This is a genomic window from Persicimonas caeni, from assembly GCF_006517175.1.
Lineage (GTDB): Bacteria > Myxococcota_A > Bradymonadia > Bradymonadales > Bradymonadaceae > Persicimonas > Persicimonas caeni.
The window spans coordinates 4064453-4086575 of sequence record NZ_CP041186.1 but is presented as its reverse complement, the minus strand read 5'-3'; the positions used below and the strand labels follow the sequence as shown (position 1 = coordinate 4086575).

Sequence of the window (22123 nt, the reverse complement as noted above, 5' to 3'; positions counted from 1 at the left end):
AAGCACAAGAGCGAAAGAGCAAAAGAGCAAGAAGCAAAAAAGCCCGTGAGGTTGATCCCCACGGGCTTTTTGCTTTTTCACTTTTTTACTCTGTCGCTCTCTTACTCGACGGTCACACTCTTCGCCAAGTTGCGCGGCTGGTCGACGTCGGTGCCCTTGAAGTCGGCCACGTGATACGCCAGAAGCTGCATGACCACGACCGACAAGAGCGGCTGGATATACTCGGGCACGTCGGGAATCTCGAGGACGACGTCGGCGAAGTCACGCACGCCGTTGTCGCCTTCGGTGGCCAGCGCGATGAGCTGGCCCTGGCGGGCTTTGACCTCTTCGAGGTTGCTGAACACCTTTTCGTAGACCCGGTTTTTGGGGACCAGGATGACCACGGGCAGGTTCTCGTCGATGAGCGCGATGGGCCCGTGCTTCATCTCGCCGGCGGCGTAGCCCTCGGCGTGGATGTAGCTGATTTCCTTGAGCTTGAGCGCGCCCTCGCAGGCGATGGGATAGAGGTTGCCGCGGCCCAGATACAGGCACGAATTGACGTCCGAGTAGTTGTAGGCGATGTGCTTGTAGATCGCCTTTTCGTGCAACATCTTGTCCATCGTGCCGGGCACGTCGCGAAGCGCCTGCAAGATCTCGCGGGCCTCCTCGGCGTCGAGAGTGCCGCGGCGACGGCCCAGCCAGACTGCCAGCATGCTGACCACGGCGAGCTGCGTAGTGAAGGCCTTGGTGCTGGCGACACCGATTTCGGGGCCTGCCTGCGTGTAGACGACGCCCTCGGCCTCGCGAGCGATGGTCGATTCGATCACGTTGCAGATCGCCAGGCACTTGGCGCCCAACTCACTGGCCTGTCGCATCGCCGCCAGGGTATCGGCGGTTTCGCCGGACTGGCTGACGGGGATGCACAGGGTGTTCTCGGTGATGAGCGGGTTGCGGTAGCGGAACTCGCTGGCCAGATCGACCTCGACGGGCACGCGGGCGAGCTCCTCGATGGTGTATTTGGCGACCTGGGCGGCATAGTAGCTGGTGCCGCAGGCGACGAACACGATCTTGTCGAGCCCCTTGATCCACTCTTCGTCGAAGCCCATCTCGCCGAAGTCGACGTCACCGCGGTCGACGCTGACGCGTCCACGCAAGGCGTCGGTGATGCGGGCGGGCTGCTCGTGGATCTCCTTGAGCATGAAGTGCTTATAGCCCTGCTTTTCGGCCGACACCGGGTCCCAGTTGATGCGCTTGGACTCGCGCTCGGCCGGCTCACCGCTGGCATCGAAGACCTCGACGCTGCCCTTTTTGAGCACGGCGGTGTCGCCGTCCTCCAGGTAGATGAACTCGCGGGTATAAGGCAGCACGGCGGGCACATCGCTGGCCGCAAAGACCTGGTCGCCCTCGGTGCCGATGACCATCGGCGAGGCGTTTCGGGCCACGACCAACTCCTCGGGCTTGTCGGCCTCCATGACCACGAGCGCGTAGGAGCCGTCGACGACCTTCAGCGCGCTTCCGACGGCCTGGTGCAGGCTCTCGGTGCCCTTCTGCAGCGCGTGGTCGATCAGGTGGGCGATGACCTCGGTGTCGGTCTCGCTTTTGAACTCACGGCCCTCTTTGGCGAGCTTCTTTTTGAGCTCGGCGTAGTTCTCGATGATGCCGTTGTGCGCCACGATCACCCGGCCCGCCTTGTGCGGGTGAGCGTTGCGCTCGCTGGGGCGCCCGTGGGTCGCCCAGCGGGTGTGGCCCAGCCCGATGCACCCGTCGAAGGGGTCCTCGTGGAAGGCGCGAAACAGTGACGAGAGCTTACCCTCGGCGCGGCGCATCTTGACCGAGCCGTCGGCCGTGCCGATGGCGATGCCCGCCGAGTCGTAGCCCCGATATTCGAGTCGCTGGAGCCCGGACAGCAAGATTTCACTGCAGTCACGGTCCCCGACATATCCAACGATTCCACACATACGATGCCTCGTATTGGATCTAGAAAAGAAACAAGGACGCCCCCAAGCCGGCGTCGATGTCAGTGCTATACTGGTGGAGCAACAGGTACAACGTAATCACTTTCGGGAGGGCCGAAAAGGAAGCAGGCCCCTCCGAAGGTGGAGAGGCCTGTGTACCGCCTAACTATGGAGGATAATGCCACAATCGAGGAGGCATTGCCAGAGGTCAGGGTGCGGCGACGCCGTCGATGTGCGCGCCGACCGCCTCGAAGGTCGCCCCGAGGCTCAACGCCTCTTTGGCCGCATCGGCGTCGGTGCTGATGTCGGCCGAGTTGTTGATGAAGAATTCGATCGAGAAGCAACTCTCGGTGCCCGAGGGCGTGGCCAGCACCTGACACATCTGGCTGGCGGTGGCGTCGCCCTCGCAGGCGGCCTGGTCGGCGTGGGTCGACACGCACTCCCAGTTATCCGGAGAGCTCTCCACGAAGATGGGGTCGGTGGTGATGCACGAGCAGGCCTGGGCGACCGAGTTGAGGCTGCCGTACAACTCCTGCAGGGTGACCAACCCCGAAATCTCGCCGTTGCTCAGTGCCACTCGCCCACCGGCCTGAAGGTCGGCGCCCTGAAGGACGTCGGCTTCGACGCGCACCTCGTCGACGACCGTCTCGATCAGGTCGGTGCCCACCGGCAACACCAGCGGCGTGGTGCCGCCGGTGGCCACGAGCCGACCGTTGGTCACGCTCGCCGAGGCGAAGGTCGACTTCGGGTCGTTGTTGGCGTCGAGGCTCGCCGGATCGATGTTGAAATCGCCGTTGCCCGCCAGGTTGGGGGCGAAATCGCTGTCGGTGTCTTGGCCGAAGAGCATCGCGAAGTCGACCGTCGGGTCATTGACCGAGTCACTCCAGAAACCGTACTCGAACAGGTAGACGAGCACGCCGTTTTGGATCTGGATGTCGATGATGTCATTGAACGGAATCCCCAAGATGCCTTCGATCTGGCCGGCCAAGTCGCCCAACGCGCTGTCGGTGGCGCCGTCACCGTCGAAGTCGGTGCAGCACTCGCCGCTCTTTTTGACGACGAACTCGTTGAGGAAGGAGGCGGGGCCGTAGTCGCCGTAGGCCTCCGGGTCGCAGCCGGCGTCGAGATCGGCCGGGAACGAGCAGCCGGAGTGGCCGGCGTCGACCTGCGTCGAACCCGAGTCGGCGTCGTCGGTAGCGTCCGTGGCATCGGTCGTGTCGGTGGCGTCCGTGGCATCGGTCGCGTCCGTGGCATCCGTCGCGTCGGAGCCCGTGTCCTCGGCGCCCGTATCCTGACCGGTATCTTCGTCGTCTGTGGTGTCCGATTCGGAATCGACGGCTGCATCAGCAGCGTCTGCCACCGTGCCCGTGTCCTGGGGGTCGGTGCCGCCGGTGTCGTCATCGGAGCAGGCGACGAATCCCAACGACGCGACTGTGGCAATGGCGAGATAACGAACGGAAAGCTCGAGCGTACGGCGCATCAGACATCCTCACGGGGCAGACAAAATATCGATTCAAACATGTCTAGCATACAGTGAGGACTAGGCTGACGCAATCGTTGGGGGTGGGATTGAGTTAGAGTTTGCCTTGCGGAGCAGAGGCGCTCTCTACATAAGCAATTAAGGACATAAGGGTTGCGTATCGAGACGTGGTTCAGAGTTGCAATCGGCAAATCTGGACGCCGTCGCAATTCGGAATCTGGGCCCCTGAACGCCGTCGCAACTCGCAAGCCCTATGTCCTTAGTTGCCTATCTAAGTAACTGCACGAGCATCTCGCGCAAGGGGCGCACCTCTTTGGGCGAGTACGAACCTTCGGCCACACGCGCCACGGCGCCGTCGCGAATCACCAACAGTTCGCCGCGGTTGGGTGTCGAGGGCGGGTAGTCGAGCTCTTCGTCGCCCCACAGGTTCTGGACGATGTCGGCGAGCTTCTTTCGCTGCGCTTCGTCGAGGGTAGCGGTGCCCGTCTCGGAGAGTTCGTCCCAGTAGGTGCCCTCGCCGCGCGCCCAGCGCACCTCGCCGTGGTCGTCGACGACGATGCGCACCGTGGGCACTTTGACGCCGCCCATGGCGAAGACGAGCCCCTTCTCGGGCAGGTAGTCGGCCATCCCCTCTTCCATGAGGGCGGCGAACCGGCCCTCGCTGGTGACCGCGTCTTCGGGGGCGTCGAACGCTTCGGCCAGCGGCGGGGTGCGCTGCATTTTGGCGCCGTCGTCGGCGGGCGCCTCGTCGAGTTCGACGTGCTCCTCCGTCTCGCCGCCTTTGGCCAACTTCCCGATGCCGGCCGACTTGTGCACCGGGTTGGTTTTGTTCACCGGGTTGGTACCCACATTGGGATCGGGCACGTTGGGCTGCCTGTCGCAGTCGTCACAACCGGCGGCAAACGCCAGCGAGACGAGCGCCGCGGCGAGCGTCTTCGAGATGTGCATCGGACGTCTCATACGGTTCCCTTATGGCTCAAAGCTCAACTGGCACCAGAGCGCCAGGTGGTCGAGGCGCTCGAGTTGCTCGCCGACGGCCATGTCGAGCGGGGCGAGGCCCGGATGGGCGCCCATCGTTTTGCACCGGCCGATCAGCCCGCGGGATACCACGTGGTCGAGCGTCGTCTTCGAGATGGGCGATGTCCAGTAGGGCGGATCGTGCTCGACGATACCTGAATGATAAGCAAAAGACGGGCTGTCTCCAGCCTGCGCGGGCCCGTCGAGGCCGACATGCGCACTCCAAAGAGCCACGTCGGGGTAATCTTCGCTCTGGCGAAACGGATCGAAGTTGAGGTCGCCGCCCACGAGCACCTTGTCGGAGGTTACGAGCGAGGCGTCCGGGCCGAACACATGCTCGAAGTAGCCCTTTCGGCACTCGCGGCCTTCGGTCGCGCCGCCGGCGTCGCTGGGCGGGTGGCCGTTGACGATGTCGAAGCTGGCCGCGTCGGTATGCACAGTGACCGCCGAGAGGGTGAAGCCCTCGTCGCAGCCCTCGACCGGCGGCGCGGTGCGCGCGCTGCGCTCGCACAGCACGCCCGGCTCACAGCCGTCGATGCTGCCAACGTCGGTGCGCACGCCGACGCACTCGTAGCCGTTACGGTCGTCGCACACGATCGTGTAGTCCGCTCCCAGCAGCCGGCGCGCCTGGGAGGGCTCGTTGGCGGTGTGGTCGGGATGACACGCGTGGTCGGCCGGCGGGTTTTGCACCGCCGCACACTGCTGGGGATCGAGCACCTCTTGAAGCAAGACGACGTCGGGAGCGAGCTCGGCGATGCGCCCGGCGATGGTCTGCTCCATCTCGGTCCAGCACAGGTTGAAGGCGACGTCGTTGCAGCGCCGAAAGTCGATATTGCCGACATTGGCTACCAGCGCCGAGAAGCTGTCGTCGCCGGCCTCGGGCATCTGCCACTCGAGGCCGAGGGCGTCTTCGCCGCGCTGATCCTGCTCGGGCCACTGCTGGCCTGCGTCGGCCGCGTCCGTATCCTCGACGACGTCGGCCGAGTCTGCAGCGTCGGTCAGATCGCCGGCATCCGGCTCGCCAGGATCGTCGCCATTGGACGAATCGCAGCCTGTTGAGGTAGTCAAAATCACCAGACAAATCGCCAGCCAGCACCACTTTCGGGACATGCAAACCTCGATGAACGACAAGACCTATTTTCGCGCACGCTATATCCTCGACGGCTTCGATTGGGTCGAAGACGGCTACCTGGAAGTCGAGAACGGACGCGTCGGCAGAATCTACGGTACGGAAAACGACCTGCCCGAACAACACGCGCCCGAAGATGCCGTCGATCTGGGCGAGGTGGCCGTGGTGCCGGGGTTGGTCAACGCGCACAGCCACGCCTTCCAGCGCGGCATTCGCGGCAAGACCGAGTACCTGATCGCCGGTCGCGAGGAGGAGGATTTCTGGACCTGGCGAGACGAAATGTACCGCGCGGCGCTCGGCTACGACGCCGACAAGGTCGAAGAGGTCAGTCGGCTCGCCTTCCTCGAGATGGCGATGAGCGGGATTACGAGCGTGGGCGAATTTCACTACCTGCACCACCAGCCCGACGGCACGCCCTACGCCGACCCCAACGAGCTTGCCCACCGGGTGATTCGGGCGGCGCGCGACGTCGGTATTCGTATCACCTTGCTGCGGGTGGGCTACCACCGCGCCGGGCACGGCCGGCCCGCCGAAGAGGGTCAGCGACGCTTCGTCGAGCCCGACGTCGACACCTACCTGACGCGCGCCGACGACTTGCGCGGCGCGTGGGCCGACGACGAACACGTCACCGTGGGCCTGGCGCCGCATAGCATCCGCGCGGTGCCGCGCGAGTGGCTCGTCGCCGCGTCCGATTATGCCGACGAGCACGACCTCGCGTTCCACACGCACGCCTGCGAGCAGCGCCGCGAGATCGAAGAGAGCCGCGAGGAGTATGGCAAGCCGCCGGTGGCAGCCTTCGCCGACATGGGCATCTTGAGCGAGCGCATGACGCTCGTACACGGCACGCACCTGACCGACGAGGAGCTCGGCCTGCTCGAGATGCACCGCCCCACGGTGTGCGCCTGCCCGACGACCGAGCGCAACTTGGGCGACGGCTTCCTGCCAGCCCTGGAACTCGCCAAGCGCGACGTGCCCATCAGCTTGGGCAGTGACAGCCACACCAATATCGATCTGTGGGAAGAGATGCGCCTTGTGGAGTATCACGAGCGGCTTCGCTACGAGCGCCGAAACGTGCTCGCCACCGAAATCCGCGAGCATATGCTCGGCAAGCAAGCCGGCGACCGCCTGCCCACGGCGAACGCGCTGTGGCCGATGGGCACGCTCAACGGGGCGCGCTCACTCGGGCTGTCGGCCGGCTGCCTCGAGCCGGGCTGCTTGGCCGACTTCGTGACGATCGACCTGAATCACATCACGCTTCGGGGCACCACGCGGGACAGCCTGTTGGCCGACATCACGTTGTCGATGACTCCCGGGGCGGTGAAGGGTGTGTTTGTGGGTGGGGAGGAGTTGGAGCTCGAGTGAAGAGCGAAAAAGCGAAAAAGCGAAAAAGCGAAAAAGCGAAAAAGCAAAAGAGTAACACCCGGTGTCGTACGCTTTTGCTTTTTCGCTCTTTTACTCTTTCGCTCTTTCGCTCAGCTATTTTTTCTCCCGAAAAAATAGCTTGATGCGCGAGCCTTTGCGGACGCGGATGATCTTTTTCTCGGATTCCTCGCCGCCCTCGAAGCGGACTTGGACTTCGTGGCGTCCGGGCTCAACCTCGACGGTGCCGGGGGTGCGCTCGCCGGTGCCGTTGCCGTCGATGAGGATGTCGCCCTTGGGCTTCGAGTAGACGGTGACGCGGCCCTGGCCGTCCTTCTCGTCGTCCTCGTTCTCCTCACTGCGAGGCTCGGGACGGCGGGTGGCCTTGGGCGGGCTGACGCGGGAGCGGGGGGCGCCCCCCTGAAAACCGGTCAACTCGACCATCAGCAAGCGCGTCTCGTGGGGGCGCAGGTTGATGCGGTAGGTCTTGGTCTTGCCGTCGTAGGTCACCTCGACGATATGCGGGCCACCGGCAGGCAGCACCATCCCCTTTGGCTCGCCGTTGTCGCCGTACTCGGGGTACGGCAACCCGTTGACCTTGACGTCGGCCTTTTCGAAGTTGGTGACGACCTCGAGAACCGCCGGCTTCCACTGCTCGCGCTTCTGTGTCGACGATTGGCCGTTGGCCGTCTGGGGGGCCGAAAGGCCGCCGGCAACCAGAACCAGCGCGGAGAGAGCGACGAATAACGATGTGCGTAGGTGCCTCATGAGTTTCTACATATCAGCCAGTTTGGTTCGGGACAACAGGCCCCTCCTCGGTCCTCCCCCTTCGCTTCGCGCGGGTGAGGAGGCCCCTCCTCGGTCCTCCCCTTGCCTTCGGCCGGGGAGGAGGTACTGGCTTGAACGCTGGCCGAGGCTACTTCATTCAAAGAAGTCGAGGACTTTGCGCTCGTGGGAGGCGGCGCGGGCGCGGCCGTGGGCCCACTCGCGCAGCGCTTTGATCTCGTCTTCGTAGGTTCGGTACAGCGGGATCGTCTCTTTGACGGCGTACTCGAGGTCCTCGACGCCGATGTCACGGTCGTCGGCGAACGCGGTGTACATGGCGCTGACGACGACCTGCTCGAGCTCGGCGCCCGAGTAGTGCTCGGTGCGCGCGGCGAGGTCGTCGAGCACCTCGTCGCCGAAGGCGCGGCCGCGACGGGTCAGATGGATCTGCAAGATCTCTTTGCGCTCGTGGATGTCGGGCAGGTCGACGAAGAAGATCTCGTCGAAGCGGCCCTTTCGCAGCATCTCGGGCGGCAGCGAGGTGACGTCGTTGGCCGTGGCGACCAAAAAGACCGGCGCGGTCTTCTCCTGTTGCCAGGTCAGAAGCGAGCCCAGCACCCGCTGCGCGCGCCCCTCGCTGTCGGAGCCGAAGCCCTTTTCGATCTCGTCCATCCACAACACGCACGGCGCGATCGCCTCCGAGGTGCGAATGGCCTGGCGCAGCGCGTCTTCAGGCGAGCGCTTGCCGTCGAAGATGACGCCCAGGTCGAGGCGCAACAGCGGCAGGCCCCAGTGGCGGGCCACAGCCTTTGCAGTCAGGCTCTTGCCGCAGCCCTGCACGCCGATGAGCAAAAGCCCCTTGGGCGACGGAAGACCGAAGGCCTTGGCGTCTTCGCTGAAGGCGCGCTTACGCTCGGCGAGCCAGCGCTTGAGCGCGTCCAGGCCGCCGACGTCGGCCAAGCCCTGGTCGAGCGGAAAGAACTCCAAGATCTCGCTGGCGCCGATGAGGCGCTGCTTCTCGCGCAGGATCGACTGCTCGAGATCGAAGGGCTGGTTGCGCTCGAGGGCCTCCTCGTATTGTTGGCGCACGCGGTGGAACGCACGGAACGCCTGGCGCGAGGTCAAGCCCATGGCGCCGCTGACCAGCGCGTCTTTGTCGAGGTAGGGAAATTCGTCGTCGGGGAAGACGATGTGGCACTCGCGACCAATGACCTCCCGGCCGGGAAGCGGCACGGTCAGGTGGGCGAGGTCTTTTTGGAGCTCGTCGAGCTCGAGGCGCTTGGGCCCGAGCAACACGATCGTCTTGTGGGCGGCCGCGCAGGTGCCCTCCATCTCGCGCAGCCGACGGCGCACCGTCGAGCCGGTCACCAAGTCGTGGACGTCCTTGAGCACGAAAACGGCCGGCTCCGCGGTGCGCTCGATGCGGTCGAGCGCGCCCGAAAAGTCGGCCTCGGAGGGCTTGCCGTCGAAGTCGGTGACCGGGCTCCAGGTCAACAGGGGCCGACCGTCGGCCTCGGCGAGGCGACGCACGATCGAAAGAGCCCGCTCCTCCTCGAAAGTCTCGAGGTGGATGAGGGCGTATGGGGCTCTTAGGAGCGACCGTAATTCTCTGAGGAATTGTGCGTGTGTGTTGGGCAAGGGGGTATGGGAGGGGTCTAGGGGTTTCGGGGTCTCGGGCGCTGATGGCGCTGATGCGCGGATCCGTGGTCAGTTTAGCACGGGAATGCCGATACGCCAGGGGCGACCGCGATTGGCCGCCACTTCCAGCCGTTCCGGGTCCCCGAGATCCCAGCTTCCACACTGTTCCGAGCCCCTGGCTTCCACGCTGTTCCGAAACCCCGAGCCCCCTAAACCCCTAAACTCCTATCAAACCGCGTCAGCGGTTGTAGTACTTGACCACCTTGTAGTCGTCACCCACCAACACGTCTTTGGTCTCTTCTTTCCAGCGCTTTTCCAACTCGCCGTATTTGTCGAGGTGGTCGCCTTCTTTGTGCTCGGCGTCGAGGATGATCTTGGCGGAGACACCGCGGCCTTTGGGCTGGACGGTGATCACGCCGATGCCGCGCTCTTTGCACGTCTCGAGCATGATGCCGTTGTACTGCTCGTCGCCGTCGCGAAACTCGTCGAGTGGCAGCGCGATCCACACGTAGTTGGCCTCCACGGAGCTGAGGCTGTGGATGCCGCGATTGACGTCGAACAGGCAGTTGTCGAAGCTGGTTTCGAGGCGAATGGAGTGCAGGGACTGGCGATCTCCGCCGATGTAGACGAGGTCGATATTTCCCTTGCCGCCTTCGGTCTCTTCATCCTTGATGACGTCGAACATGCCGTGTTCGCGGCCAACTTCACGGTCGAACATACGCTCGATCGGCTCCGCCATGTCTTCGCGGTCAAAGGAGTAGTCGGTCATATTCTTGTCCTCCTGGAGGGATGCAACACCAAACCGGCGGGCCCACCGGCCGGTATCAAATCAAAATTCAAACGGGAAACGGCGCGTTGTTGCGTACCGCGAAACCCGCCTGACGCCGGTCGTCGGGCGGATTTCCGTGGCAAACTAACCTAAGCACCGTTTCCGGTGGGTCCAGTAGGGTTGCAGATAGGCGCGCGAAAAGCAAATCGCGCGCCCGTCTGCTCAACCACACGTCTCGTCGATGAGACCGTCGCAGTCGTTGTCGATGCCCTCGCAGGCCTCGAAGGCACCTTCGTAGACGTCGGGGTTGGTGTCGTCGCAGTCGCCGTTGCACACGGTGACGCCGTCGCCGTCGCGGTCGAAGCCCTCGTCGACCTGGCCGTCGTTGTCGTCGTCGACGCCGTTGCAGACCTCTTGATTGACGCAGCTACCGCACTCCTCGTCGACCAGACCGTCGCAGTCGTTGTCGATCGAGTCGCAGATCTCGGCGGTGGGCGTGCAGCCGCAGTCCTCGTCGATGAGCCCGTCGCAATCGTTGTCGATGCCGTCGTCGCAAGTCTCGGTCGACTCGCACACATAACAGCCCTCGTCGATCAGCCCGTCGCAGTCGTTGTCGGCGCCGTCGCACGACTCACCGGTGGCCGTGCACTGGATGCAGCACTCGTCGATGTCGCCGTCACAGTCGTTGTCGACCCCGTCGCAGTACTCGGTGGTCGGCTGGCAGGTCGCGCAACCCTCGTCGACATCCCCGTCGCAGTCGTTGTCGACCCCGTCGCACGTCTCGGTCTCGGGCGTGCAACTCTGGCAGCCCTCGTCGACCGTACCGTCGCAGTCGTTGTCGACCCCGTCACACGTCTCGGTCTGCGGGGTGCAGTCGGTGCATTCTTCGTCGATGTCGCCGTCGCAGTCGTCGTCGATGCCGTTACACAGCTCCTCGGAGGGCTGACAGGTCGGGCAGCCCTCGTCGATATCGCCGTCGCAGTCGTTGTCCGCGCCGTCGCATTGCTCGGGCGCCGGCGAGCAGGTCGAGCAGCCCTCGTCGATGTCGCCGTCGCAGTCGTTGTCCGCGCCGTCGCACACCTCGAGGGTGCAGCCGTTGCAGCCTTCGTCGACCTCGGTGTCGCAGTCATTGTCGACGCCGTCACAGATCTCGAGGGTCGGCGAGCAGTTGGGGGCGCAGCCTTCGTCGATCTGGCCGTCGCAGTCGTTGTCGATATTGTCGCACTCTTCGGGGCAGCTCGAACAAATCGACTGCGTGCACGTCGAGGCGTTGGAGCCACCGCAGTCCGAGCAGCCGTTGTCGTAGCAGGAGTAGTCGGTCTGGCAGGCGGTGCCATCGAGCATCGACACGCCGTTGCAGCAGCCCCAGCAGTCGCAGCCCGGCGCCGGGTCGCATTGCAGGTCGTTGCCGCTGCCGCCGTCGCCGTCCCAGCGACACTCGGTCGCGCAGCGATCGTTGCTGTCGCTGCAGGCGTTGTCGCCGGCGATGCAGGTGGGGTGGTTGCCCGAGATGGTCGGGTCTTCGGAGGAGTCACAGGGACTGACGCAGCCGTCGTCTTGCTGGTCGATCAGCCCGTCGCCGTCGTTGTCGATGCCGTCGTTGCAGGGGCTGTTGCACCAGCTCGGGTCACTCGAAAAGCTCTGGCAGTCGTTCCACAGGTCGGTGCGCGACGACGGCGCCGGGTCGTTGAAGCCCTCGCACACATCGCCCTCGCCGTCCTGGTCGGCGTCGGCCTGGCTCGAGTTCGACACGGTCGGGCAGTTGTCGCACAAGTCGCCGACGCCATCGCCGTCGGTGTCGTCCTGGTTCGGGTTGGGGGCCAGGGGGCAGTTGTCGTACAGGTCGGTGATGCCGTCACCGTCGGTGTCGGTGCCCTCGCAGGCATCGCCGGTGCCGTCGCCGTCGGCGTCTTCTTGGTTGATGTTGGGCACGGTCTGGCAGTTGTCGCAGGCGTCGCCGACGCTGTCTTGGTCGGTGTCGACCTGGTTGGCGTTGGCGTCGTTGGGGCAGTTGTCGTTGCCGTCGGTGATGCCGTCGCCGTCGGCGTCGCTCGCGTCACAGGCGTCGCCGGTGCCGTTTTGGTCGGTGTCGGCCTGGTTGAAGTTGGCGGTCTGCGGACAGTTGTCACAATCGTCACCCACGCCGTCGCCGTCGGCGTCCTCCTGGTTCGGGTTGCTCGTCGCCGGGCAGTTGTCGTCACGGTCGATGACGCCGTCGCCGTCAGTGTCGGTGTCCTCACAGGCGTCGCCGGTGCCGTTTTGGTCGGTGTCGGCCTGGTCGAAGTTGGCGACATCGACGCAGTTGTCGCACGCGTCGCCGCGTCCGTCGCCGTCAGTGTCGAGCTGGGTGTCGTTGGCGTCCTGCGGGCAGTTGTCGGCGATGTTGATGATGCCGTCGTTATCGTCGTCGCCGTCGGAGCCATCGGCGCAAGCATCGCCCACGCCGTCGCCGTCGGAATCCTGCTGGTCGAAGTTGGCCGTCGCCTGGCAGTTGTCGCAGGCGTCACCCACCGAGTCGCCGTCGGTGTCGGTCTGGTCTTGGTTGGGGATGCTGGGACAATTGTCACCGGCGTTGGGGATGGTGTCGCCGTCGCTGTCGTCGGTGTCGTTCTCACAGGCATCGCCGATGCCGTCGCCGTTGGAGTCCTCCTGGCTGACGTTGGCGGTCGCCGCGCAGTTGTCGCACGCGTCGCCAATCTCGTCGGCATCCTGATCGCTTTGGGCTCTGTTGGGCTGCTGCGGACAGTTATCCTCCGCGTCGACAATCCCGTCGTTGTCGCTGTCGACCGGATCGGTGGTGTCGTCCTCGCCGTCGTCGGCGGTGTCCTGGGCATCCGCAAACGCGTCGACATCCTCATCGACGGCATCGACGCCCGCGTCGCCAAGTTCGTTGTTCGTCGTCTGACCTCCGCCCGAATCGTCGCTGCAGCCTGACACCAGGCCCATGGCAACGAAAACGCACACGATCAACCACACTGCAAGCTTGGTTCGACGCATAAATGTCCTCTAGCAATCCATTGACTCGACGAGCCTCAGGCCCATCGAACTCAGATCCGTTTCAGTACAATTGATCGATGGCGCGGCAAAGCTCGTTGCCGCGCCATCGTTCGACCGACCTGCATCAACCGCAGGTCTCGTCGATGCCACCGTCACAGTCGTTGTCGAGTGCGTCACACAACTCGAAGGCGCCCTCGTAGATGTCAGCGTTGGAATCGTCACAATCGCCACCGCAGGTGGTCATGCCGTCACCGTCATTGTCGAAGCCCTCGTCGATTTGGCCGTCGCAGTTGTTGTCGACGCCATCGCACACCTCCGACGACGGCGTGCAGCTCGTGCAGCCTTCGTCGATATCGCCATCACAGTCGTTGTCGACGCCGTCGCACACCTCGGTGCTCGGCGTGCACTGCGAACAGTCTTCGTCGACGGTGCCGTCGCAATCGTTGTCGACGCCGTCGCACACCTCGGTGCTCGGCGTGCACACCGAGCAACCCTCGTCGACCAGGCCGTCGCAGTCGTTGTCGTCGCCGTCACACACCTCCACCGTGCACGTGCCGCAACCCTCGTCGGCTTCGCCGTCGCAGTCGTTGTCGATGCCGTCGCACACCTCGATCATCGGGGTGCAGTCAGCGGCGCAACCCTCGTCGATTTCGCCGTCGCAGTCGTTGTCGATGCTGTCGCACTCCTCGGGGCAGCTCGAGCAGACGTCCTGACTGCACGTCGACGCCGCCGAACCGCTGCAGTCCGAGCAGCCGTTGTCATAGCAGGAGTAGTCGACTTCGCAGGAAGTGCCGTCGAGCATCGACACGCCATTGCAGCAACCCCAGCAATCACAACCGGGAGCCGGGTCGCACAGGTGGTCGTTGCCGCTGCCGCCGTCGCCGTCCCAGCGGCACTCGCTCGCGCAGCGGTCGTTGCTGTCGATGCAGGCGTTGTCGCCCGAGATGCAGGTGGGCTTGTTGCCCGAGATATTCGGGTCTTCGGAGGTGTCGCAGGGGCTGATGCAGCCGTCGTCGGCCAAGTCGATCAGGCCGTCGCCATCGTTGTCGATGCCGTCGTTGCACTCGGTGTCGCACGAGCTCGGGTCGCTGGCGATGGTATCGCAGCTGTCCCACAGGTCTTGGCGCGAGGAGGGAGCCGGCGAGCTCAACCCTTCGCAGACATCGCCGGTGCCGTTTCCATCGGCGTCGGCCTGGTCGGCGTTGGCGATCTGGCGACAGTTGTCGCACACGTTGCCCACGCCGTCGCCGTCGCTGTCGTCCTGGCCGGCGTTGGAGGCGTCGGGGCAATTGTCTTCGGCGTCGATGATCCCATCGCCGTCGGAGTCGGTCGAACCGCCACCGCTGTCCGAGCCGCTGCCGGCGTCATCTTGTGTTTCGCCGCCGTCGTCGGCCGAGCCGCCGTCGGTCGGATCGCTCGTGTCGGTGGCGTCGCTTCCGCCTTCGTCACCGGCGTCGCTCGTGGCGTCGGCGCTGTTGTTGGAGTCGGTTTCCGACTGCCCGCTTTGACCCGTGTTCTCTTCCGTGCACCCGGCCAAGGCGAACGCCACCACCGCTGCACACATAATTAGCCAACGAGTAATCTTCTGTTTATGCATCTGCTTCCCCGCGAAAAGATCCAAAGTGTCCCCAAAAAGCGAAAAATGGCACGTTTAGCGCCCTGCACGTGGGACTAAACTGCCATTACGACTCGAATACAGATTGTGTAGCAAAGTATGCTGAGTTGAGGATAACGAAATCGCAGGCAGGAAACAATCAAATCATCGACGAGGACGATCTGCGAAGCCGAAGTCGGACGATGCGGGGAAACCAAAACCGCGCTGGTCCGCGTAGAATGCGGGCCAGCGCGGCGATGGTGAGAAGATTTGCTCCGAATACGCGGTGAGGGGACGGCTCAACCGGTCGAAAGCGCCCACTGCAACTCGTCGCGCAGGGTGTCGACTTCTTGATTGAGCACGCGCTGGTCGGCGGCGCCCAGGACGACGCCGTGCATGCCGATGAAGGTGAGGTCGATTTCGTAGGTGCCCTGCTCGTCGCCGAGCTTGCGGAATTGGACGTCGAGCTCGATGGGCTCTTGCTGGATCGTCGAGCGGCCCATGCAGTACAGGAACAAGTAGACGAACAGGGGCAAGACGAGCACGAACAGCGGGACGAGCGCCAGGATGAAGGTGACGCTGCCCCGCTCGAAGCGCATGCGTTGGCCGCCGACGTGCACGGCCTTGTAGCCAAACGAGCCGAAGAGGCGCTCGACGTGCTCGCGCAAAGCCTTTTCGGACTTGACCCCGTAGACCTTCAGTTGACGCATGAAGATCGTCTGCGACGGGTCGGTGAAGGTGTCGAGATCGGTGTCGACCCGTGCCGGCAGGTTGTTGGGGTTGTGGTTTCGGTGCGTCGAGTGGGACGGCTCGTCGGCTTTGACCAGTTGGCCCTCGACGACGAGATTGTCGGCGTCGTTGACGGTGGCTTCGCGGTCGAGCACGGCCACCGAAGCCCCGGGAGGCCCGTCGGTCACCGACCCATCTTCGGCGCCGTAGCGTGCTTGAATGTGAGCACGGAGCGCGGGTGGAAGCTGGCTTCGCCCGACGCGATTGGCTTTGGGCGGCCGACGCCGCACGAGCGCGCGGTCACGGGCGACCCCGTCGAGGCTTCCGTCGGTGGTTTCGGTCGACTTTTTTGTGAGTCCGCCACTGTCGGCGCGCACCAAGCCATTGGTCGGCAGGTTCTGCTCGGTGTCGCCGTGCTTGTTTGCAGATGGGTCCGTTGCCGACTGCTTATTTGCCGACGAAAGGGCCTGCTGTGGCTTGGAGTCGGCGACGGCGCCGTCATGTCCCAGAGAGACCGTCTCGTCGGGTTGTTGGGTCGGCGAGGCTGCGTTGGCGTCGGCGGCAGCTTCGGCGTCGAGTTGGTCTTTCCATACCGGCTGGGGCAACGCAGCTTTGCCCTCGACGCCCGGCACGAAATACTCCAAGCGGCCGTCTTCGGTGACATCCATCTCGATCAGGCCGGCGTGAGTGGCCTGCTCCAGGTAAGTCGAAACGGTCTCGTGGGGAAGCCCGAGCGCGTAGGCGAGGTAAGAAGGCTGGAAGCGCTCCAACCCGTCTTCATAGGCCAACTTCAGGATGTTCCACTCGAATTCCTCGTAAGTCATCTCTCACACGCGCGGCAATAGAGGTCCGTCGAGAAATGAAACGCGCCAAACGGGGCGCGGCATTCCGATGGACGGAGACGGCTCACTAAAAGTGTAGATCCGGACGTGTGTGGAATCAATGGTGGGGCCCCGAAGGGCCCCGTCGATGCTCACGCCGGTTCGGGCTCTCCGTCGGCTTGGCCCTTCGCCTCACCTTTGAGCTTCTCGAGCACGCTGGCGTCCTCGAGAGTGGTGGTGTCACCGGTCTCGCGCCCGGCGGCGATGTCGGCCAGAAGTCGGCGCATGATCTTGCCGCTTCGGGTCTTGGGCAGCGCCGGAGTGAACCGGATCTCGGCCGGGCGTGCGATGACGCCGATCTCGTCGACCACGTGCTGCTTGAGGTCGTCGCCCAGGCTTCGGGGCGGCTCGTCGTCTTCGGTGGTCACAAAGGCGACCACAGCCTGGCCTTTGATCTCGTCGGGACGCGCGACCACGGCGGCTTCGGCGACCGCCGGGTGGCTCACCAGCGCGCTCTCGATCTCCATGGTGCCCAGACGGTGGCCGCTGACGTTGATGACGTCGTCGATGCGGCCCATGATCCAGATGTTGCCGTCCTCGTCCTTGCGAGCGCCGTCACCGGCAAAGTAGATGTCGCCAAAGCGGCCGAAATAGCCCTGCTTGTAGCGCTCCGGGTTTCCATAGACGGTGCGCAGCATCGACGGCCACGGGCGCTTGATCACCAGGAAGCCACCTTCGTTGGCGCCCACCGAGTTGCCGTCTTTGTCGACGACGTCGGCTTCGATGCCCGGCAGCGGGTGCGTGGCGCTTCCGGGCACGGTGGTGGTCGCCCCCGGCATCGGCGAGATCATGTGGCCGCCGGTCTCGGTCTGCCACCAGGTGTCGACGATGGGACACTCGTTGTTGCCGATCTTGTCGCGGTACCACATCCACGCCTCCGGGTTGATCGGCTCGCCGACGGTGCCCAAAAGGCGCAAGGTCGACAGGTCGTGCTTGTCGACGTGCTCCTCGCCCCACTTCATGAACGCGCGAATGGCGGTCGGCGCGGTGTAGAACGTGTTCACCCCGTGGCGCTCGACGATGTCCCAGAAGCGGTCGGGCTTGGGGTAGTTGGGCGCGCCCTCGTACATCAGGCTGGTGGCGCCCTCCTGAAGCGGGCCGTACACGATGTAGCTGTGGCCGGTGATCCAGCCGATATCGGCGGTGCACCAGTAGACGTCGTCGTCCTTGAGGTCGAAGACCCACCGCGAGGTGAGCTTGGTCCACAGCGCGTAGCCCGCCGAGGTGTGCACCACGCCCTTGGGTTTTCCGGTCGTGCCGCTGGTGTAGAGGATGAACAGCGGGTGCTCGGAGTCGAAGGACTTCGGCTCGTGATGGGTCGACTGGCCGCCGACCAGATCGTCCCACCAGTGGTCGCGCTCGTTGTTCCAGTCGACCTTGTTCTCGGTGCGCCGCACCACCACGACGTCCTCGACGCTGTCGCAGCCCTTCTCGAGCGCCTCGTCGACGGCGTCTTTGAGGCGGATGACCTCGCCGCGACGCCAGCCGCCGTCGGCGGTGATGATCACTTTGCAGTCGGCATCCTCGACGCGCTCACGGATGGCCTGGGCGCTGAAGCCGCCAAAGATGACGCTGTGCGGGGCGCCGATGCGCGCGCAGGCGAGCACCGCGATCGCCAACTCGGGGACCATCGGCATGTAGAGCGCCACGCGGTCGCCCGCTTCGACTCCGAGACCTTCGAGGGCGTTGGCAAAACGGCACACCTCGGCGTGCAGCTGCTGGTAGGTCAGCGTGACCTGGTCGCCCGGCTCGCCTTCCCAGATGATCGCGGCCTTGTTGCGCCGCCAGGTGTCCAGGTGTCGGTCGAGACACTGCGCGCTGACGTTGAGCTTGCCGCCGGTGAACCACTTGGCAAACGGCGGCTCCCACTCGAGCACGGTGTCGAACTCCTCGTCCCACACGAGCTCCTCACGCGCCAGATCACCCCAGAAGGCGTCCGGATCTTGTTCGTACTTGTCGCGAAGCTCTTGGAGCTTGTCCGCGTCGACGTTGGCCTGGGCGGCAAAGTCGGCAGGCGGCTCGAATTTGCGCTCTTCCTGAAGGATGCTCTCGATTTTGTCTTCGTTCACCTTCTGGCTCCTTGATTAGGTTTGTCAGCGATTAGGGCTGTCCGGATTCAGGCACGCGCACACGACAGCCGGCGGGCGGCTTGCGGTCGTGCGGTTTGGCCTAGGTATACAGCTTGGTGGGTCGTTTGTAGGAAATCTGGCGGATTTGCGCAACTGATGGCGCAGCCGAGCAGGCATCCGGCGGCCCTGTGCAGCGGCGGCTCAGCTGTGACGCACACGCCAATTTATGCACGTATCTTGGGCAGACGAGTCGTCGCGCGTTCGCTGGGGATCGGCGGGGTGGTTCTGCATCGGTGCGACCACCCGAGGGGAGCGCTCGTAGGGAATGACGCGGCTGCCGGCGAGGATGGCTGCCGACGGAGCGTGGCCACGGCCGTCCCCGGAGGCGCGCGCGCCGAGGTGCGGGGCGATGCCGCGCAGCCGCTCGGCGACCTCGTGCATCGACGCCGGGCGCTGGCTGGGCGCTTTGCGCAGCATGTCGGCGACCAGCCTCTCGAGGTCTTCGGGGAAGTCGCGGTCGCCGGCCACCTCGGCCAGAGCGGGGGCCGTTTGCGTCACGTGCTTGTGCAGCAGTTGGTAGGGGTTTGTGCCCGTAAACGGGGGCCGACCGGTCAGCAGGTGGAAGAGGACCGCGCCCAGTGAATAGACGTCGGTGCGAACATCGATCTCGTCGCCACGGCTCTGCTCGGGGCTGGCGTATAGCGGCGTGCCGACAAACCCGTGGGTCTTGGAGACCTCTCCGCAGATATGCGCGATACCAAAGTCGATCAGGTGAATCATCTCGTCGTCGCGATGCAGCTGCTCGACGATGATGTTGTCGGGCTTCAAATCCCGATGGGCCACGCCCGCGGCGTGCACCTGGCCGAGCGCGTCGGCGATCTGGGAGCCGAGCTCGACCGCCCGCGCCATCTCGAGGCGCCCGCTTCGGTCCAGAACCTGGCCGAGCGTGTGGCCGTCGACGAAGTCGGTGACCAAGCCTACGTAGTCCTCGGCCAGTTCGACCACGTCGATCAACTGGAGCACGTGCGGGCTGTTCAGGTGGGCCAGCGCGGCGATCTCACGCTCGAAGCGGCGCTTGGCGTCGCCTGCATCTTGGCCGGCGGGCTCGCTTCGCAGATTGATCAACTTGATGGCCACGGCGTGATCGGTCGGATGCATCGACGCCAAATAAACCCGACCCGACGCGCCGTGGCCGATACGCCGGCGCAGTAAATAACGGTCGTGGATCAACCGTCCGAGCCACGGGTCGACCAACGCGTCCAGCTCATCCCAGCCCGCTTCGGGGCGTCCTGTGCCACAGTGGCCGCATACCGACTCCGAGTACCCCACCGCCGTGTTGCACTCCACGCAGGTCTTCGACAGCACCCGCCTAATTCTCCCCGATTTCTGCACTCGACCGAACATGCTGCTCCTCGTTGCGGCCTCCCCGGCCGCCTCACGTTACTCTTCGTAAACAAGATATCACGTAAGGAGAGCAAGGTGCGTGCCAACCGCGCGATCAGGGTGCAGTGTGACGCACAGAGCAAAAGTGGCCGGCGGCAGCGCGCATATTTTGCGCACCGCCGCCGGCCACTGCGTAATTTGCACCGCTGCACGCGGCGCCGGCCTATTCGGCCGCTGCCTCGATGCAGCTGCGCGCGGTGAACGTCTCACCGTCGAAGATGCTGCCGACCTCGGTCAGCGTATGGTGCGCGTAGCACCACAAGATGATGTCGCGGTCGCTCTCGATGTCGCCGGTCTGCGGGTCGAAGGCGATGGGGCCCGAAGCCCCCTGGAGCGCCACCGATTGGCCGTTGCTCACGGCGTTATACGCCTTTTGGAGATCCGATTTGACCGCCTCGACTTCGGTGCCATCGGCGGTCAGACGCTCGAGGCCCTTGTTGATCTGCTCGCCGCTCAGGTCGGTGTTCTTGGCGGCGATGGCCAGCGCGTATGTAGCGTCCCAGCCGTTCGAGGCGTATTGAACCTGCACCGGATCATAAACCCAAGCGTCTTGGTAAATCGTTCGAAAGCTCTGGAACGGCGGGTAGCTCGCGTCGGCGTTGGTCTTGAGGGCTGTGCCCCAAATGCGCCCTGCGACCTCTTCGCTGCCCATCTCGGCGCGCGCGATGTCTTTCGCCAGGTCGGGCATGACGTGATAGGCGGTGTGGCCGATGGTCGGTGAGCGCATCAGCTGGTCGTAGGAGAGCATGGTCACCCAAAGGTCGGGGCGTCCGAGCCACACCACGATATCCGGCGCCGGCGACAGGCTCTCCAGCTCTTTGAACATCTCCAGGTCGGTGGGCACGGTCCGGTCGATGTTGACCGCGTTTTCGTACGAGATCGACACGACCTGATCGGGGCCGCCGGGGTTGGGGTTGAAGTCGAGGTAACCGCTCGCGATCATGTGCTGGGTAAACGCGCGGTTGAGGGTCTCGCCGTAGATGTCGTCGTTGACGACCATGGCGACTCGGACGTCCTCGTGCGGCTTGTCGAGCACGGTGTCCATGATGTGCTGGACGAGCTTGGCCAAGGCCTCGCCTTGCTTGTCGTCGGTGGCGACGGTGCGCCAGATATAGCCGCCATCGTCGATGTCCGACAGGTTCGGGTCGGTGATCGACGGCGAGATCATCGGCACCTCGTGCTGCTTGGCCAAGTCGGCCAACGCGAAGGCGCTGGTGGCGGTAAGCGGCCCGAGGATGGCCTCGACCCCGAGGTCTTCGATCAAGTAAGTCGCCGCTTGCCGCGCCACATCGCGGTCGCCGGCGGAATCACACACGACCAGGGCCATCTCTCGGCCGTTGAGCCCGCCCATGGCGTTGATGTCGTCGGTGGCCAGGTAGATCGCCTGACGCACCGGCGTGCCGACACCGCCCAGCGCGCCGCTGCTCGGCAGAAGCACGCCCACGGGCACCACGTCTTCTGCGCCGAAGTTGCCGTAGGTCCGGTCACAGGGGGCCTGGAGCATGTCCCGAGTCATCTGCTCACAGATGCCGTCGTCGGCACATACGGAGAGCGATCCATATTTGCTCTTGCACGCGGAGTCCGTTTCGCACTCGGTAAAGTTTTCGAGACTCGTGCAGCCCGCCAACAGCATGCAGCCGGCGATGACGAGTGCAGTGCGTGCCGCTACGGCAGCGGAGGGGTCGTTCCTGAACATCCTGTGAACCCGTATAAAAGAAATCTGCGAGGCTAGTCGGTGATGCCGGCGAGGAGCGCGCCTGCAAGCAGACGCGCTCCGCCTGCGTGGTCATTACGAGACGTCTTTTTCATCGGCCACCCAGTTTTCGTGCTGGTTGCAGCACGAGTGGACGATGATCCGTTGCACGCCCGCCGGGAGGGTGAACTCGGTGCGCGCCTCGGCATCGAGGCCGCTATACTCGGTCAGGCCGAGCACCTCGCCGGTGTCGGCGTCTTTGATGTAGTGCGCGTTGATATGGTGCTCGACGGTCATCTCGTGGTTGGTGAACACCTCGACGATGCCGCCGCCGACGAAGGTCACTGCGGGCACGTGCGAGCCGGCCTTGCCCTCCCACACGTCGGGATCGGCGGCGGAGTAGAACTTCTTGCGACTCGCCTCTTCGAGCGCCTTGACGCGCTGCTTGTCGTATTCGTCCACTCCACCGTTGCTCGAGTCGTCGGTCGCACTGTCGCCGCAGCCCCAGAGGGTGGCGGGCACGCTGAGCGTGAGCGCACTGACAATGCCCATGCGCTTGATGGCTTCACGTCGGTTCAATTTCTTCGAGTCACTCATCCTCTCTCTCCTTTCTCGTTGCAGCTCAT

The 22123-nt window shown here is 64.4% G+C and carries 15 protein-coding genes; 1 reads left to right on the top strand and 14 read right to left on the bottom strand.

The window, feature by feature from the left end:
- Positions 1–101: 101 nt before the first annotated feature.
- The 4 genes from glmS to FIV42_RS15135 all read right to left on the bottom strand — a co-directional run bounded on the left by glmS (position 102) and on the right by FIV42_RS15135 (position 5541).
- Positions 102–1937 carry a glutamine--fructose-6-phosphate transaminase (isomerizing) gene (gene glmS, locus FIV42_RS15150; protein WP_141198506.1) on the bottom strand — a complete coding sequence of 612 codons (1836 nt, stop codon included), beginning with the start codon at positions 1935–1937 and terminating at the stop codon, positions 102–104.
- Between the two features lie 205 nt (positions 1938–2142).
- On the bottom strand, positions 2143–3414 hold the full coding sequence (locus tag FIV42_RS15145) for a hypothetical protein (RefSeq protein ID WP_141198505.1): 1272 nt from the start codon (positions 3412–3414) through the stop codon (positions 2143–2145).
- Positions 3415–3681: 267 nt separating this feature from the next.
- Positions 3682–4374, bottom strand: a complete 693-nt coding sequence (locus FIV42_RS15140; protein WP_168210667.1) for a hypothetical protein — start codon at positions 4372–4374, stop codon at positions 3682–3684.
- Positions 4375–4383: 9 nt separating this feature from the next.
- On the bottom strand, positions 4384–5541 hold the full coding sequence (locus tag FIV42_RS15135) for a hypothetical protein (RefSeq protein ID WP_141198503.1): 1158 nt from the start codon (positions 5539–5541) through the stop codon (positions 4384–4386).
- Between the two features lie 10 nt (positions 5542–5551).
- Here FIV42_RS15135 and FIV42_RS15130 point away from each other — a divergent pair, with 10 nt between their 5' ends.
- Complete coding sequence (locus tag FIV42_RS15130) at positions 5552–6922, top strand: formimidoylglutamate deiminase (protein ID WP_168210666.1); 1371 nt, start codon at positions 5552–5554, stop codon at positions 6920–6922.
- Between the two features lie 114 nt (positions 6923–7036).
- On the opposite strand, the gene FIV42_RS15125 is transcribed toward FIV42_RS15130, so the two are convergent.
- The 10 genes from FIV42_RS15125 to FIV42_RS15080 all read right to left on the bottom strand — a co-directional run bounded on the left by FIV42_RS15125 (position 7037) and on the right by FIV42_RS15080 (position 22094).
- Positions 7037–7687: a PEGA domain-containing protein gene (locus FIV42_RS15125; protein WP_141198501.1), complete on the bottom strand. Its 651-nt coding sequence runs from the start codon at positions 7685–7687 to the stop codon at positions 7037–7039.
- A gap of 153 nt (positions 7688–7840) precedes the next feature.
- Entirely contained in the window at positions 7841–9214 is a 1374-nt protein-coding gene (locus tag FIV42_RS15120) for an AAA family ATPase (protein ID WP_222615241.1), read from the bottom strand.
- Positions 9215–9560: 346 nt separating this feature from the next.
- On the bottom strand, positions 9561–10091 hold the full coding sequence (locus tag FIV42_RS15115; protein ID WP_141198499.1) for an aldo-keto reductase family protein: 531 nt from the start codon (positions 10089–10091) through the stop codon (positions 9561–9563).
- 222 nt (positions 10092–10313) lie between these two features.
- The gene (locus tag FIV42_RS15110) at positions 10314–13088 is read right to left on the bottom strand and encodes a thrombospondin type 3 repeat-containing protein (RefSeq protein WP_141198498.1); all 2775 of its coding nucleotides are present in this window, start codon (positions 13086–13088) and stop codon (positions 10314–10316) included.
- 124 nt (positions 13089–13212) lie between these two features.
- Positions 13213–14685 (bottom strand): MopE-related protein, encoded by a 1473-nt coding sequence (locus tag FIV42_RS15105; RefSeq protein WP_141198497.1) that lies wholly within the window; start codon positions 14683–14685, stop codon positions 13213–13215.
- Positions 14686–14981: 296 nt separating this feature from the next.
- The gene (locus FIV42_RS15100; RefSeq protein WP_141198496.1) at positions 14982–16235 is read right to left on the bottom strand and encodes a hypothetical protein; all 1254 of its coding nucleotides are present in this window, start codon (positions 16233–16235) and stop codon (positions 14982–14984) included.
- Between the two features lie 149 nt (positions 16236–16384).
- Positions 16385–18361, bottom strand: coding sequence for an acetate--CoA ligase (gene acs / locus FIV42_RS15095; RefSeq protein ID WP_141198495.1), 1977 nt, complete (start codon positions 18359–18361; stop codon positions 16385–16387).
- A gap of 201 nt (positions 18362–18562) precedes the next feature.
- Entirely contained in the window at positions 18563–19726 is a 1164-nt protein-coding gene (locus FIV42_RS15090; RefSeq protein ID WP_168210665.1) for a serine/threonine protein kinase, read from the bottom strand.
- Positions 19727–19967: 241 nt separating this feature from the next.
- Positions 19968–21500 carry an ABC transporter substrate-binding protein gene (locus FIV42_RS15085; protein WP_141198493.1) on the bottom strand — a complete coding sequence of 511 codons (1533 nt, stop codon included), beginning with the start codon at positions 21498–21500 and terminating at the stop codon, positions 19968–19970.
- Positions 21501–21593: 93 nt separating this feature from the next.
- On the bottom strand, positions 21594–22094 hold the full coding sequence (locus FIV42_RS15080) for a hypothetical protein (protein WP_141198492.1): 501 nt from the start codon (positions 22092–22094) through the stop codon (positions 21594–21596).
- Between the last annotated feature and the right edge of the window lie 29 nt (positions 22095–22123).